This window comes from Microbacterium sp. VKM Ac-2923 (assembly GCF_022815605.1).
GTDB lineage: Bacteria > Actinomycetota > Actinomycetes > Actinomycetales > Microbacteriaceae > Microbacterium.
This window is the reverse complement of sequence record NZ_JALGRP010000003.1, coordinates 397538-409686: the sequence shown is the minus strand read 5'-3', so window position 1 is coordinate 409686 and position 12149 is coordinate 397538. Positions and strand designations below refer to the sequence as shown.

Annotated in this window: 14 protein-coding genes and 2 tRNA genes; 8 read left to right on the top strand and 8 right to left on the bottom strand. The window is 69.5% G+C overall.

All coding sequences use genetic code 11. The annotated features are described in order from the left end of the window. Positions 1-54: 54 nt before the first annotated feature. The 3 genes from MT347_RS07790 to MT347_RS07780 all read right to left on the bottom strand — a co-directional run bounded on the left by MT347_RS07790 (position 55) and on the right by MT347_RS07780 (position 904). Positions 55-130, bottom strand: a tRNA-His gene (locus MT347_RS07790). Between the two features lie 36 nt (positions 131-166). Further along, positions 167-793, bottom strand: a complete 627-nt coding sequence (gene orn / locus MT347_RS07785) for an oligoribonuclease (RefSeq protein WP_243499753.1) — start codon at positions 791-793, stop codon at positions 167-169. A 35-nt stretch (positions 794-828) separates the two neighbouring features. Further along, positions 829-904, bottom strand: a tRNA-Arg gene (locus MT347_RS07780). A gap of 103 nt (positions 905-1007) precedes the next feature. Between MT347_RS07780 and MT347_RS07775 the strand changes: the two genes are divergently transcribed. Continuing rightward, on the top strand, positions 1008-1217 hold the full coding sequence (locus tag MT347_RS07775) for a methyltransferase (protein ID WP_243499751.1): 210 nt from the start codon (positions 1008-1010) through the stop codon (positions 1215-1217). Between the two features lie 177 nt (positions 1218-1394). Here MT347_RS07775 and MT347_RS07770 read toward each other — a convergent pair whose 3' ends face one another. Then, positions 1395-2003: a YitT family protein gene (locus MT347_RS07770; protein WP_243499749.1), complete on the bottom strand. Its 609-nt coding sequence runs from the start codon at positions 2001-2003 to the stop codon at positions 1395-1397. A gap of 61 nt (positions 2004-2064) precedes the next feature. Between MT347_RS07770 and MT347_RS07765 the strand changes: the two genes are divergently transcribed. Beyond that, the gene (locus tag MT347_RS07765) at positions 2065-3483 is read left to right on the top strand and encodes a PLP-dependent aminotransferase family protein (RefSeq protein ID WP_243499747.1); all 1419 of its coding nucleotides are present in this window, start codon (positions 2065-2067) and stop codon (positions 3481-3483) included. Positions 3484-3526: 43 nt separating this feature from the next. Here MT347_RS07765 and MT347_RS07760 read toward each other — a convergent pair whose 3' ends face one another. Beyond that, complete coding sequence (locus tag MT347_RS07760; protein WP_243499745.1) at positions 3527-3784, bottom strand: hypothetical protein; 258 nt, start codon at positions 3782-3784, stop codon at positions 3527-3529. Positions 3785-3989: 205 nt separating this feature from the next. Between MT347_RS07760 and MT347_RS07755 the strand changes: the two genes are divergently transcribed. The 4 genes from MT347_RS07755 (at position 3990) to MT347_RS07740 (ending at position 7472) form a co-directional block, all read left to right on the top strand. Beyond that, positions 3990-4520 carry a single-stranded DNA-binding protein gene (locus tag MT347_RS07755; RefSeq protein WP_243499743.1) on the top strand — a complete coding sequence of 177 codons (531 nt, stop codon included), beginning with the start codon at positions 3990-3992 and terminating at the stop codon, positions 4518-4520. A gap of 171 nt (positions 4521-4691) precedes the next feature. Continuing rightward, a complete protein-coding gene (locus MT347_RS07750) occupies positions 4692-5204 on the top strand; it encodes a hypothetical protein (RefSeq protein WP_243499741.1) in 513 nt (170 codons plus the stop codon). Between the two features lie 56 nt (positions 5205-5260). Continuing rightward, positions 5261-6940 carry an energy-dependent translational throttle protein EttA gene (ettA, locus tag MT347_RS07745; RefSeq protein ID WP_243499739.1) on the top strand — a complete coding sequence of 560 codons (1680 nt, stop codon included), beginning with the start codon at positions 5261-5263 and terminating at the stop codon, positions 6938-6940. After that, on the top strand, positions 6933-7472 hold the full coding sequence (locus tag MT347_RS07740; protein WP_243499737.1) for a thioesterase family protein: 540 nt from the start codon (positions 6933-6935) through the stop codon (positions 7470-7472). The genes ettA and MT347_RS07740 overlap by 8 nt, the downstream gene beginning before the upstream one ends. A gap of 313 nt (positions 7473-7785) precedes the next feature. On the opposite strand, the gene MT347_RS07735 is transcribed toward MT347_RS07740, so the two are convergent. Then, complete coding sequence (locus MT347_RS07735) at positions 7786-8655, bottom strand: acyl-CoA thioesterase II (protein WP_243499735.1); 870 nt, start codon at positions 8653-8655, stop codon at positions 7786-7788. Positions 8656-8707: 52 nt separating this feature from the next. Here MT347_RS07735 and MT347_RS07730 point away from each other — a divergent pair, with 52 nt between their 5' ends. Together MT347_RS07730 and MT347_RS07725 are read left to right on the top strand one after the other, a co-directional pair. Continuing rightward, on the top strand, positions 8708-9376 hold the full coding sequence (locus tag MT347_RS07730; protein WP_243499733.1) for a hypothetical protein: 669 nt from the start codon (positions 8708-8710) through the stop codon (positions 9374-9376). Between the two features lie 171 nt (positions 9377-9547). Further along, on the top strand, positions 9548-10423 hold the full coding sequence (locus MT347_RS07725; RefSeq protein ID WP_243499731.1) for a DUF3106 domain-containing protein: 876 nt from the start codon (positions 9548-9550) through the stop codon (positions 10421-10423). Between the two features lie 36 nt (positions 10424-10459). On the opposite strand, the gene MT347_RS07720 is transcribed toward MT347_RS07725, so the two are convergent. Both MT347_RS07720 and MT347_RS07715 read right to left on the bottom strand, forming a co-directional pair. Next, positions 10460-10909, bottom strand: a complete 450-nt coding sequence (locus MT347_RS07720; protein ID WP_243499729.1) for a globin — start codon at positions 10907-10909, stop codon at positions 10460-10462. After that, positions 10909-12132 carry a mechanosensitive ion channel family protein gene (locus tag MT347_RS07715; protein WP_243499728.1) on the bottom strand — a complete coding sequence of 408 codons (1224 nt, stop codon included), beginning with the start codon at positions 12130-12132 and terminating at the stop codon, positions 10909-10911. The genes MT347_RS07720 and MT347_RS07715 overlap by 1 nt, the downstream gene beginning before the upstream one ends. Between the last annotated feature and the right edge of the window lie 17 nt (positions 12133-12149).

The window sequence follows — 12149 nt, the reverse complement described above, 5'->3', positions numbered from 1 at the left end:
GTGGGCAAGATGTGGGCAAACCGTTTCCGGTGCTCCGTTTTCCCTTGATTTTACTGGGGTGGCTAACGGGACTTGAACCCGCGGCCCCCGCGACCACAACGCGGTGCTCTACCAACTGAGCTATAGCCACCATGTGTCTGCCGCAGCAGACAACTGAACGATTATGTCATACGTCCAAAGCGAACGACGACACGGCCGCCGATGAGACGGCCTTCGCCTCGTCGCTCGTCGGCCCGGGCTGCGGCACGAAGACCGCGGCGCGGTAGTAGGCCAGCTCGCGGATGGACTCACGGATATCCGCGAGGGCGCGATGGCCACCGTGCTTGGCCGGCGCCTGGAAATAGGCGCGGGGATACCACCGGCGCGACAGCTCCTTGATGCTCGAGACGTCGACGTTGCGGTAGTGCAACCACCGGTCGACGCGCGGCATGTACTTCGCGAGGAACATGCGGTCGGTGCCGATGGTGTTGCCGGCGAGGGGCGCCTTGCCCTCGACGGGGGCGAACCGCTGGATGTACTCCAGCGCCTGGAACTCGGCATCCGCGAGACTCACGCCGTTCGGGATCTCGTCGATCAGTCCGGAGGACCTGTGCATCTGGGTGACGAACTCGCCCATGTTGGCCAAGGCGGAGTCGTCGGGCTTGATGACGATCTGGAAGCCCGGGTCGAGCACGTTCAACTCGAAGTCGGTGATGACGACGGCGATCTCCACGAGTTCGTCGACCGCCAGGTCGAGACCCGTCATCTCGCAGTCGATCCAGACGAGCCGGTCGTTCTCGGAGGCGTTTACCATCCCCACATCTTAGTGAGGGGCTCCGACATCGGTCCTGGTCCCCCAGACACGATTCGAACGTGTGACCGGCGGATTAGAAGGCCGCTGCTCTATCCACTGAGCTACTGGGGGTCGTCCTCAGGATATCCGTCGACCTGGTCGCGCTGCACCAGCCCCCTGGTGCGTCCGTCCCGGCCGGCGTAATCTCCGCCGCAGAGAGAGCAAAGGAGCACTCATGTCAGAGACCGTGACGAACCGACTCTGGGTCGCTTATGGACCCGTGGGGGCCGTCGGCAAGATCCAGCAGGATGCCGAGGGCTACAGCGTTCACATGGCGGGCAAGGCCGAACGACTCGGCGTCTATCCGTCGATGGAGATCGCCAAGAACGCGCTCCACTCGCACCTCAAGCCCGGGAGCGACCGGCCGGAGTTCCGAGAGCACTGACGGCTGCCGCGTCGCCCGGCTGACCGACCAGCTGCGGCGGCGTGCGCAACGGATTCCGCGCGCCGGTGAGGCGGGCGGGCGGAATCCGGCCTCCGTCGTCGTGCGCGACGCACCCCGCGGGCTGATACCTCGTGAGCGGGATCCATGCGCCGACGGGCCCGGGCCCCGATTTCCGCCTCAGGCGTTTGCGAGCCGCGGGGGACGGGATGTGGGCCGCGGGAACGCGAGCAACGGCATCGCGATGTGCACGAGCGGGCCGATTCCCAGGGCGAACACGACCGTCCCGAGGCCCACGGTGCCCCCGAGAAGCCAGCCCAGGACGAGCACCGACCCCTCGACGACGAGACGGCACGCCCAGATCGGCCACCCGAATCGACCGTGCAGACCCGTCATCAGCCCGTCGCGCGGTCCGGGGCCGAAGCGCGCGCCGATGTACAGCCCGGATGCGGTCGCGACCAGGACGACGCCGGCGACGAGAAGCAGTGCCTGCATCCAGAGCTGATCGGGGTGAGGCAAGACCCAGAGCGCCACCTGCATGCTCGTGCCGACGAGCAGGATGTTGGCGACGGTGCCGACTCCGGGCCGCTGGTGGAGCGGAATCCACAGCAGCAGGACGGCTAGGCCCACGGTGTTGGTGATCCAGCCGATTCCGACGCCCGTGACGCGGGAAAGGCCCTGCGCGAAGACGGTCCACGGGTCGACGCCGAGGCCGGCGGCGACGGTGAGGGCGCACCCCACGCCGTACAGCGCGAGTCCGACGAGGAGACGGGTGATCCGGGAGAGCATGGAAAGATCCAATCAGACGATTGGATGTTAGGCAGGATGCCAATCGAGCTAACGTGGACACATGGACTCTCGCATCTCTGCCCGCGCTCTCGCCGCCGCTCTGGGCGGCTGGCGGGGGAGCGGCTCCGCCTACGAGTCGCTGGCCGATGGCATCCGGCTGCTGTGCCTCGACAACCGGCTCGCGCCCTCGACCGCCCTGCCCGCCGAGCGCGAGCTCGCCTCGGCCCTCTCGTTGAGCCGCACCACGGTCGCCGCCGCGTATCGCAGCCTTCGCGCGACCGGGCACATCGAGAGCCTGCGGGGGAGCGGTAGCGTGACGCTGCCGCTTCGCAGGAATGATCCCGGGGGCCATGAAGGCGACGGCGCCACGATCGACCTGCAGCAGGCGAGTCCGGCGGCGTGGCCCGGCCTGCCGGCGGTCATCGCCGAAGCGACGCAGGACGCTCCCGCCCTGGTCGCGCGCATCGGATACGACGTGGTCGGCGACCCGCGTCTGCGAGCCGCGATCGCGCGCCACTATGTCGAGCGGGGGATGCCGACATCCCCCGATCAGATCCTCGTCACGACGGGCGCTCAGAGCGCGATCCACCTCATCGCGTCGGTGCTGCTGAGCAGGGCCGATCGGGTGATCCTGGAGACCCCGACGTATCCGCACGCCGCGGACGCGTTCCGCCGCGTCGGAGCGCGCCTCGTCGGCGTGCCGGTCGACTCCACGACGGGGTGGGACCTCGAGCGCGCCGCGCAGAGCTTCGCGCGCGCACTGCCCTCGCTCGCCTACCTCATGCCCGATTTTCACAATCCGACGGGCCGGACGATGACCGCCGGGGAGGTTTCGGCCTTCGTCGCGGCGGCACAAGCGACCGGGACCCTGCTCGTGCTGGACGAGACCACAGCGCAACTGGACATCGACCGTACGTCCGGACCGGCTTGGTTTCCCGACGACGACCGCATCATCCGCGTGGCGTCGCTGGGCAAGACCGTGTGGGGTGGCCTGCGGGTCGGGTGGATCCGCGCGGCCCCCGACATCGTGCGCCGCCTCGCGAGCGGACGGCCGGTACACGATCTGGGCACCCCGGAGATCGAGCAGGCCATTGCGACGCGGCTCGTGCCGCGGCTCGACGAGATCGCCCGCCAACGCGGTGACGTGCTGCGCGCGGGCCGCGACGCCCTGGTGGCCGCTCTGCGCAGTGAGCTGCCCGACTGGGAGGTGCCCGAAGTCTTCGGCGGTGTCTCGCTGTGGGTGGGACTCGGTGAACCGCTGAGCACTCCGCTCGTCATGAACGCTCGGGCGCGTGGGCTGGCGTTGTCGGCAGGGTCGCGTTTCGCCGTCGAGGGAGGCCACGATAGGCGACTGCGCGTCCCCTTCACGGCGCCTCCGGCAACGCTCGAACGTGCCGTCGATGTGCTGCGGGTCGCCTGGGATGACGTGCGCGACGGGCGGACGAGCCCCGTGCGAGAGGACTTCGCCACGGTGATCTGATCTGAGCGGACGGTCGGGGCCGGGCGGGACGGGCGACGGGGACTCATCGCGCGTAACGAAGACACTCGAGGGCATCGCTCGACGACCAGAACTCGCCGAGACGGCGGAAGCCCCCCGACGCGGTATGGAACCGCTCGGCGGCGTAGCGCCACCCCGCGTCGGAGGCGATCGCACGGATGTGACCCACGACGATGCCGCGCGGATCGGCGATGCGCCACAGGCCGGCGGCGACGTGCGTCGCCGCGCCCCAACCGGCCGAGCGCGGGGCCGGTGCGGGATCGTTCCACAGTGCGGTGCTCATGCCGCTGACGATAGGACCAACCTCCGACATCGGTGTCGGCGCGATCCCGGGCCACTCCTCCCCATCCGGTCGATCGATCCGTTCCTCCACGGACCCGCGGAAATACGCCGCGCTCTCGTCCGCGCCCGAGCCATCCTGAGCGTGGCTCCGGCATCCGTCGGGCACACGGATGCCGGAGCGCACATCACGTCGAGAGGACAACATCATGAGCGACCACATCACCCTGGTAGGCAACATCGTCGGGGATCTCGAGCAGCGCGCAACGCGTGGGGGCGGCTCCGTCGCAGCCTTCCGCCTCGCCGTCGGCGAGCGCAGGCTCGACAAGGAGCGCGGCGAATGGGTCGACGCGCACACGAACTATTACTCGATCTCGGTGTTCGGCGAACTGGGCGCCAACGCCCTGCGCTCCCTGCGCAAAGGAGAGCGGGTCGTCCTGAGCGGCCGACTGCGGCTGCGCGAATGGGAGACCGAGACGAAGCGCGGGGTGAGTGCCGACGTCGTCGCCGACGCCATCGGTCACGATCTGCGCTGGGGGACGACGCGCTTCGACCGCACGCCGAAGCCCACAGCGCAGACGGCTCCCTCGCCGGACCGGGCCGCGGCGGACACCGAGGCGCAGGCGGGAGGGGCGATGGAGGCCGCGTGGTCGGTTCCGGGAGCCCCGGGGGAGCCGGTCGGGGTCAGAGCCGGGGCGGGCGGTCTGGTGGAAGCGGCAGACTTGGAGGCGCCGTTCTGACGCCCTGCCCGCGAGAGGCGGCTCCGGCCGGAGGGCGGCGGACGCTGCGTCCCGACGCCTTCGCGGCGAACGGCGGTGCAGCAGGAGGTCAGGGGCTCAGTCGTCACCGCCGTCTGGCGGCGGGTACGCAGGCCGGCGGGCTCAGGCGCGGCGTTCCGTAGACTCGAAACCGTGTCTCGCTCCCTCGGTCGTCCCCTCGCCGCCCTGACCCTTGTGGCCGTTCTGGCCCTCGCGGGCTGCACGGGCGAGCCGCCCGCGCCGGCGTCCACTCCGACGGGTGCGGGCGACGCCGGCTCCTCGGCGTCGCCCGCACCCGCGGATACCGTCCCGGCACCGATTTCGCCGTCCCCCGTCGCCTTCGTCCCCGGAGGGAGCGCTCAGCAGAACCTCCCGATCTTCACCCAGGTCGTCTCCACTGTCTGGGCGGGAGCGGACCAGGTCTCCGGGCGCGCGTACGTCGACGCGCTGACGGCATCGGGCTTCGACAAGGGGACGATGCAGGTCACCCCTGACACCTCCACGATCGGCAACGGTGCGGAGAGCATCGAGTTCGCGGTCCGCCTCGGCGACGAGTGCCTCGTCGGCCAGGTGGGCCCGTCCATCGGTGATCCCGTCACGACGGTGCTCCCGGGACTGTCGTCCGGCGGATGCCTGATCGGGCAGACGCGGCCGATCGACTGGTGACGAGCGGCCGACGATCGTCGGCCCCCGCGGCAGGCCGCCCCTAGACTGGACGGGATATGGCCGAATACATCTATTCCATGGTCCGTGCCCGCAAGGCAGTGGGCGACAAGCTCATCCTCGACGACGTCACGATGTCGTTCCTCCCCGGTGCGAAGATCGGGATGGTCGGCCCCAACGGCGCCGGAAAGTCCACGATCCTCAAGATCATGGCCGGTCTCGACAACCCCTCCAACGGTGAGGCGCGTCTCAGCCCCGGCTTCAGCGTGGGCATCCTCATGCAGGAGCCTGAGCTCGATGAGACCAAGACCGTCCTGGAGAACATCCAGGACGGCGTCGCCATCAAGCCCAAGCTCGATCGCTTCAACGAGATCTCGGCTCTCATGGCCGACCCCGACGCCGACTTCGACGCACTGCTGGCCGAGATGGGCACGCTGCAGGAAGAGATCGACGCCGCGGACGGATGGGACCTCGACTCCCAGCTGGAGCAGGCCATGGCTGCACTGCGAACGCCGCCGGCCGACGCCTCGGTGGTTCCGCTCTCGGGTGGAGAGCGTCGTCGCGTCGCCCTCGCCAAGCTCCTGCTGCAGAAGCCCGACCTGCTCCTGCTCGACGAGCCCACCAACCACCTCGACGCCGAAAGCGTTCTGTGGCTCGAGCAGCACCTCAAGGCCTACAAGGGCGCTGTCATCGCCATCACCCACGATCGGTACTTCCTCGACAACGTCGCGGAGTGGATCGCCGAAGTCGATCGCGGTCACCTGTACCCCTACGAGGGCAACTACTCGACCTACCTCGAGAAGAAGGGCCAGCGCCTCGAGGTCCAGGGCAAGAAGGATGCGAAGCTCGCGAAGCGCCTCAAAGAGGAGCTGGAGTGGGTGCGCTCCAACGCGAAGGGTCGCCAGGTCAAGTCGAAGGCCCGTCTCGCGCGCTACGAAGAGATGGCAGCCGAGGCGGAGCGCACGCGCAAATTGGACTTCGACGAGATCCAGATCCCCGCGGGTCCGCGTCTGGGTGGCATCGTCATCGACGCCAAGAAGCTCGAGAAGAGCTTCGGCGACCGTTGGCTCATCAGCAACCTCAGCTTCAACCTGCCCCCGAACGGCATCGTCGGTGTCATCGGCCCCAACGGTGTGGGCAAGACCACGCTGTTCAAGACGATCGTCGGTCTCGAACCGCTCGACGGCGGCTCACTCAAGATCGGCGAGACGGTCAAGATCAGCTACGTCGACCAGTCCCGCGCGAGCATCGATCCGGAGAAGACGCTGTGGGAGGTCGTGTCCGACGGGCTCGACATCATCACGGTCGGAAAGACCGAGATCCCCTCTCGCGCGTACGTGTCGAAGTTCGGGTTCAAGGGACCGGACCAGCAGAAGAAGGCCGGTGTTCTTTCGGGTGGTGAGCGCAACCGACTGAACCTGGCGATGACGCTCAAAGAGGGCGGCAACCTGCTTCTGCTCGACGAGCCGACGAACGACCTCGACGTCGAGACGCTGAGTTCACTCGAGAACGCCCTTCTGGAGTTCCCCGGCTGCGCCGTGGTCATCACTCACGACCGGTGGTTCCTCGACCGCATCGCGACACACATTCTCGCGTACGAGGGCACCGAGGAGCACCCGGATCAGTGGCACTGGTTCGAGGGCAACTTCGAAGCGTACGAGGCCAACAAGATCGAACGCTTCGGAGCGGATGCCGCCAACCCGTCGCGCGCGACGTACCGCAAGTTGACGCGTGACTGACAACACCGCACCTTCCGACCCGGGTTCGGCCTCCGCCGGACCCGGGCGGGTGCACGTGCCCATCCACCTTCGATGGGGCGATCTCGACGCGCTCGGCCACGTGAACAACGCGTCGATGCTGAAGCTGCTCGAGGAGGCTCGTCTGCGCGCCTTCTGGCGCGGCGACGACGACGCCGAGGCGTTGCCGACCGCCGTCTTCGACATGAGTGTGCTCGAGAGCGGCGGCGAGCGGGCGACCCTGATCGCGCGCCAAGAGATCGAGTACCTGCGACCGGTTCCCTACAGCCAGCGCCCGCTCGATGTGCGCCTGTGGATCGGTGCGATGGGCGGCTCCAGCGCCGACATCTGTTTCGACGTTTTCAGCCCCGCGGGATCCGCCGAGCCGGTGCTCTACGCCCGGGCGACCGTCGTGGTCGTTCTGGTCGACACGGCAAGCGGGCGGCCAATCCGCTGGAGCGCGTCCGAACGCGATGCGTGGACGCCCTACATCGGTGACCCGATCGAGTACCGCCGCAGATCCGGTCGCTCCTGATCTCACGGGCCCGCCAGCCCGATGGCGGTGCGCGGGCCGATCGACGGCCGCCGCCGCGCTCGTCATAGTGGCGTCCGACCCCCGGCCTGAAGGCGGTGCGCAGCCACCCGATCGAAGACCGCCGCCGGTCCGGTCGTCCACGGCCCGCCCGGACCCGCGTCCGCCGGGAGCGCCTCGGCGGCATCCGCCCGCGCCCACCGGGAGCTCCTCGGCGGCATCCGCCCGCATCCACCGGGAGCGCCGCCGCGGCATCCACCCAATCCGCCGGAGAGCCGCGGGCGGCATCCGCCCCCTCTCCACGGAGTCGAGGAGCTCAGTCGCGCGGCACGCGCACCATGATCTCCTGCGCGACGCTCGCCACGAGCACACCGTCGCGCGTGTAGACGCGCCCCGTCGACAGGCCGCGCCCTCCGCGCGCGTTCGGGGACTCCTGCACGTACAGCAGCCAGTCATCGACACGTCCGGGGCGGTGCCACCACATCGCGTGGTCGAGGCTCGCGACCTTCAGCCCCGGCGTGTTCCACGCGATGCCGTGCGCGCGCAGGATCGTCTCCTGGATCGTGAGGTCGCTGAGGTATGCAAGCGCGGCGCGGTGCACCGCCAGGTCGTCGGGGAGCGACCGGCGAGTGCGCATCCAGACGGCCTGGCGCGGAACTTCCGGACCCTCGACGGAGGTGTAGATGGGCGAGGGAACGTGCAGCACGTCGACCGGGCGCTCGGAGAACATCCGACGGCTGAGGGGATGCAGGCCCTCCGGATCGAACTCCGGGAGGTCCTCGGGGAGCGGGATGCCGTCGGGCATCGGCTCCGCATGCTCGAGGCCGGGATCGTCGTCCTGGAACGAGGCGATCATCGAGAAGATGGGCACGCCCCCCTGATAGGCCTGAGTGCGGCGCGTCGAGAACGAGCGACCGTCGTGGATACGGTCCACCGAGAACGTGATGCCGTCGGCGGGATCGCCGGGCCGCAGGAAGTAGCCGTGCATCGAGTGCACCGTGCGTTCGGGCGGCAGGGTGCGCGAAGCCGCCACGATCGACTGCGCGAGCACCTGGCCGCCGTAGACGCGGCCGAACGGCATCGACTGCGACACGCCGGTGAAGATGTCCTCGGTGGTCCGGGCTCCCGCGTCACGAAGGTCGAGCACCGCGAGCAACGACGCCACAGGATCGACCGCGTCGGTCACGTTCGCTCCATTCCGGTACGGCAGGCCCGCACCGATTGGTAGTTTAGGGCGGGTGTCCGCGCGTCTGTTGTTCCCCGATCCGCAGGCGGCTGCCGACCTGCTCACCTTCGCGTCCCGCGCGATCCGTCTCGGCGACGGGACGGTGCGCCTTCGAGCTGACGCCGGCGTGCTCGTCACGACCGCCGCGCCCCTCGCGCCCCGCGGCCTCTTCGACACCACTCCGACGGTGCTGGGGATCCGCGTGTCGGCGATCGACGCTGAGCTCGAATGCGATCTCGTCGTGGATGCCGCTGCGCTCCTGCCCGCCCCCGACGACGCCCAAGCCGTCATCCTGCCGGAGACCGCGACCTCGCCCGCCTGGGCGGGGATCTCCCCGCCACGCAGCGGATGGGATGAGACGGATGCCATCGACGCGGCGGTTCTGGCATCCCGCGCGCAGTTCGGGGTCGCCGCCGTCGCGGACGCTCTGCCCGCGGACGCGGGAGAGGACGTCGTGCGCGTCATTCGCGCGCAGGTGTGGGGTCAGCCCGACGACGCTCTCGGCGGCCTGCCGCTCGGGACGGCGTTCGCCGCGTTCGCGCTGGGGTTCATCGCCGGCGGCGAGACGGCGACAGTCCGAACGAGCGGTGCCTGGACGCGCGTGACGCTCGCCCGCGGTCATGTGCTCGTCCGAGGGCCCGTGCGCTCCGGGTTGACGGCCGTGCGCTCGACGGGCGGCTGATCCAGCAAGCGCATAGGTGGCCGCCTTACGATGGAGGTCGCAAGGGGAGTACTCCCGTCGCGATGCATCCGTCATCACGAGGCCACCGTTGGTCTCCGGGTGCGTCGGTCCGAATCGGGCGGAGGAGACCTTGACGTCGCAGCCGTGCGCTGCCCGTCGAGAGGTTCTCCCATGGTTTCGTTCTCCCGTCTGTTCGATCTCGCGTCCAAGGCCGTCGACAAGGCCTCGTCGTCGTCGTCCACGCCGCGTCCCCCGGCCGCGGGCGGCGGCAAGGACTGGCGCGACATGGTGCGCTCGGCGGCGGACGCCGTCACCGGCGATCGCCGCACCGACTCCGCCCCCACCCCGCCGGCACCGCCGGCGACTCCTCACGTGTCGACGTCGCGGGCGCCGGGGTCAACCGGTCGTTACGCTCCGCCCGCCGCATCAGGCACCGCGTCGAGCCTCTCGGCCGACGACCGTGCCGCGATCGCCCGCTACGACTACCTGCTTCGCACGGCCGACCCCGACCGTGTCGAGGAGATGCACCGGGAGGCCTTCAAGCGTTTGACGCCGGCCCAGCGCGCGCACGTGCGGGAGCGGATGGACGCCGATCTGGCTCCGCACGAGCGCCCGCGCTCTGATGCTCCGGACGACCTGGCCCGCACGGCCGCGCGGGCCGAGGCGGCTCGCCCGGGGCGCATGTCGACGCTGCTCGCGCGTGCGGGCCGCGGTGGTCTGATCGGAGCGGGCGTCGTCGGAGCAGGTGGCCTGCTCGCTGCCGTCGCCGGTGGCGCGGTCCTCAGCGCCGTCGCGGGCCCCCTGCTCGCCCAGGCCGGACAAATGGGCGTCGACTTCGCAGGACTCGCCGAGGGCGTCGACCTCGAGGCGCTGGCATCCGGCGTCGACGTCGCGAGCCTCGCCGAGGGCGTCGACCTCGGAGCCGCGGGTGAGTGGGCCGGGGGAGCACAGGATGCGGTGACGGGCGCCGGCGACAGCATCAGCGGATTCGGCGAGAACCTGTCGAATTTCGACATCCCCGGGTTCGGCGACTTCTTCGGTCGCTGACGCGCGGATCCGGCCAGGGAGCGTCGACCGCGCTCGTCAGTCGGCTGCGCGCAGGGGCAGCCCGGTGTCGGGGCGGCCGTCCTGCCGGGGCCCGATGCCGCGGGACTCGAACGTGTTGACCATCGCGTACGCGGCACGCTCGAGATAGTCCCAGAGCGGCGCCTCGAACACGAGCGGCAGGGAGATCTCGTCGACCGCGGCGCGCATGTGCCGCAGCCACCGGTCGCGAGCATCGGGGTCGACGTGGAAGGGCATGTGCCGCATGCGCAGACGCGGGTGGCCCCGCGTCTCGCCGTAGATGGGCGGTCCTCCCCAGTACTGCGCGAGGAAGAGCGTCAGGCGCTCGGCGGCGGGGCCGAGGTCTTCTTCGGGGTACATGGGCTTGAGCACCTCGTCGGAGGCCACGCCGCGGTAGAACGCATCGACGAGGCGACGGAAGGTGTCCATCCCCCCGACCTGGTCGTAGAAGCTGACGGGCTCGCTCATCAGGTGCCTTCTTCGTCGGCGCGGACGGCCGGGGGCGTGGGCTTCGGGGTGTCGGCACCCGGGAGGTCGAGAGTCGTCGTGGGCGCCGCGTCGTGCACCGTCTTCTTCTGCGTCACGGGTGCGGCGTCATCGTCGTCGGTGGCGGGGGCGAGGGGCTTGCTGCGGCGGCGCGGTTTCCAGACCGGGCGTGCGTCGCCCGCCGTGACGGGCGTCTCTTTCGTCTTGGGCGGGTGGGCGCCGCGAACGCTCTGCGCCCCCTCTGCGCCGGTGAGCACGATCGAGTTCAGCTGCGGCAGCGAGATGCCCAGCTCGTCGATGGCACGCTTCAGGCGGGCGCGGAGTTCGCGGGCGACGTCGTCCTTCGCGCTCGAGCGCGTCTTCATCACCAGACGGATGACGATCGCGTCGCCGCCGATGGATTCGAGGCCCCAGATCTCGGGCTGCTCGATGATGCGCGAACGCCACTTGTTCTCTTTTGCCATCGTCTTCGCGGCGGTCAGCATGGCCTTCTCGACGTCGTCGAGGTTGGCATCCACCGGCACGGCGAGGTCGATGATGACCCGCGACCAGCCCTGCGACATGTTGCCGATCCGGGTGATCTCGCCGTTTCGCACGTACCACAGCGTGCCGTTCACGTCGCGCACGTGCGTGATACGCACGCTGACGAACTCGACGATGCCTGTCGCCAGCCCCAGGTCGACGACGTCACCGATGCCGATCTGGTCCTCGGCGACGATGAAGATGCCGTTGAGCACGTCTTTGACGATGTTCTGGGCGCCGAAACCCAGCCCGGCGCCGATCGCCGCGGTGAGCAGGGTGAGCGAGGCGAGCGCGTCGGGCGCGACAATGCCGGCGATCCACACGAGGGCGACGATCACAAGGATGACGTTGACGATGTTCTGCAGGATCGTGCCCAGCGTGCGGGTGCGCTGCACGAGGCGGACGGCGCTGAGCGGTGAGCGGTCGAGAGCCTGTGTGTCGTCGACGCGGGCCTTGCTCTTGGCGCCGTTGACGATGCGGTCGACCACGCGACGGATGACCACGCGCAGGATCCACGCCGCGACGGCGATGCCGATGATGATCCCGAGGACCCGCAGCATCGTGCCGCCGAAGCTCAACAGCTGTGAGCCGATCCACGTCCAGGTGTCGGCACGCGTGAGATCCGCGGGGGACGTAATCGAGGGAGAGGGGGACGGTACGGGGATTTCGGCGAGAACGAACATCGGGTTCAGACTAACGA

Coding starts and splice junctions, on each gene's coding strand:
- orn (WP_243499753.1), bottom strand. CDS start 793: ATGGTAAACGCCTCCGAGAACGACCGGCTCGTCTGGATCGACTGCGAG.
- MT347_RS07775 (WP_243499751.1), top strand. CDS start 1,008: ATGTCAGAGACCGTGACGAACCGACTCTGGGTCGCTTATGGACCCGTG.
- MT347_RS07770 (WP_243499749.1), bottom strand. CDS start 2,003: ATGCTCTCCCGGATCACCCGTCTCCTCGTCGGACTCGCGCTGTACGGC.
- MT347_RS07765 (WP_243499747.1), top strand. CDS start 2,065: ATGGACTCTCGCATCTCTGCCCGCGCTCTCGCCGCCGCTCTGGGCGGC.
- MT347_RS07760 (WP_243499745.1), bottom strand. CDS start 3,784: ATGAGCACCGCACTGTGGAACGATCCCGCACCGGCCCCGCGCTCGGCC.
- MT347_RS07755 (WP_243499743.1), top strand. CDS start 3,990: ATGAGCGACCACATCACCCTGGTAGGCAACATCGTCGGGGATCTCGAG.
- ettA (WP_243499739.1), top strand. CDS start 5,261: ATGGCCGAATACATCTATTCCATGGTCCGTGCCCGCAAGGCAGTGGGC.
- MT347_RS07725 (WP_243499731.1), top strand. CDS start 9,548: ATGGTTTCGTTCTCCCGTCTGTTCGATCTCGCGTCCAAGGCCGTCGAC.
- MT347_RS07720 (WP_243499729.1), bottom strand. CDS start 10,909: ATGAGCGAGCCCGTCAGCTTCTACGACCAGGTCGGGGGGATGGACACC.
- MT347_RS07715 (WP_243499728.1), bottom strand. CDS start 12,132: ATGTTCGTTCTCGCCGAAATCCCCGTACCGTCCCCCTCTCCCTCGATT.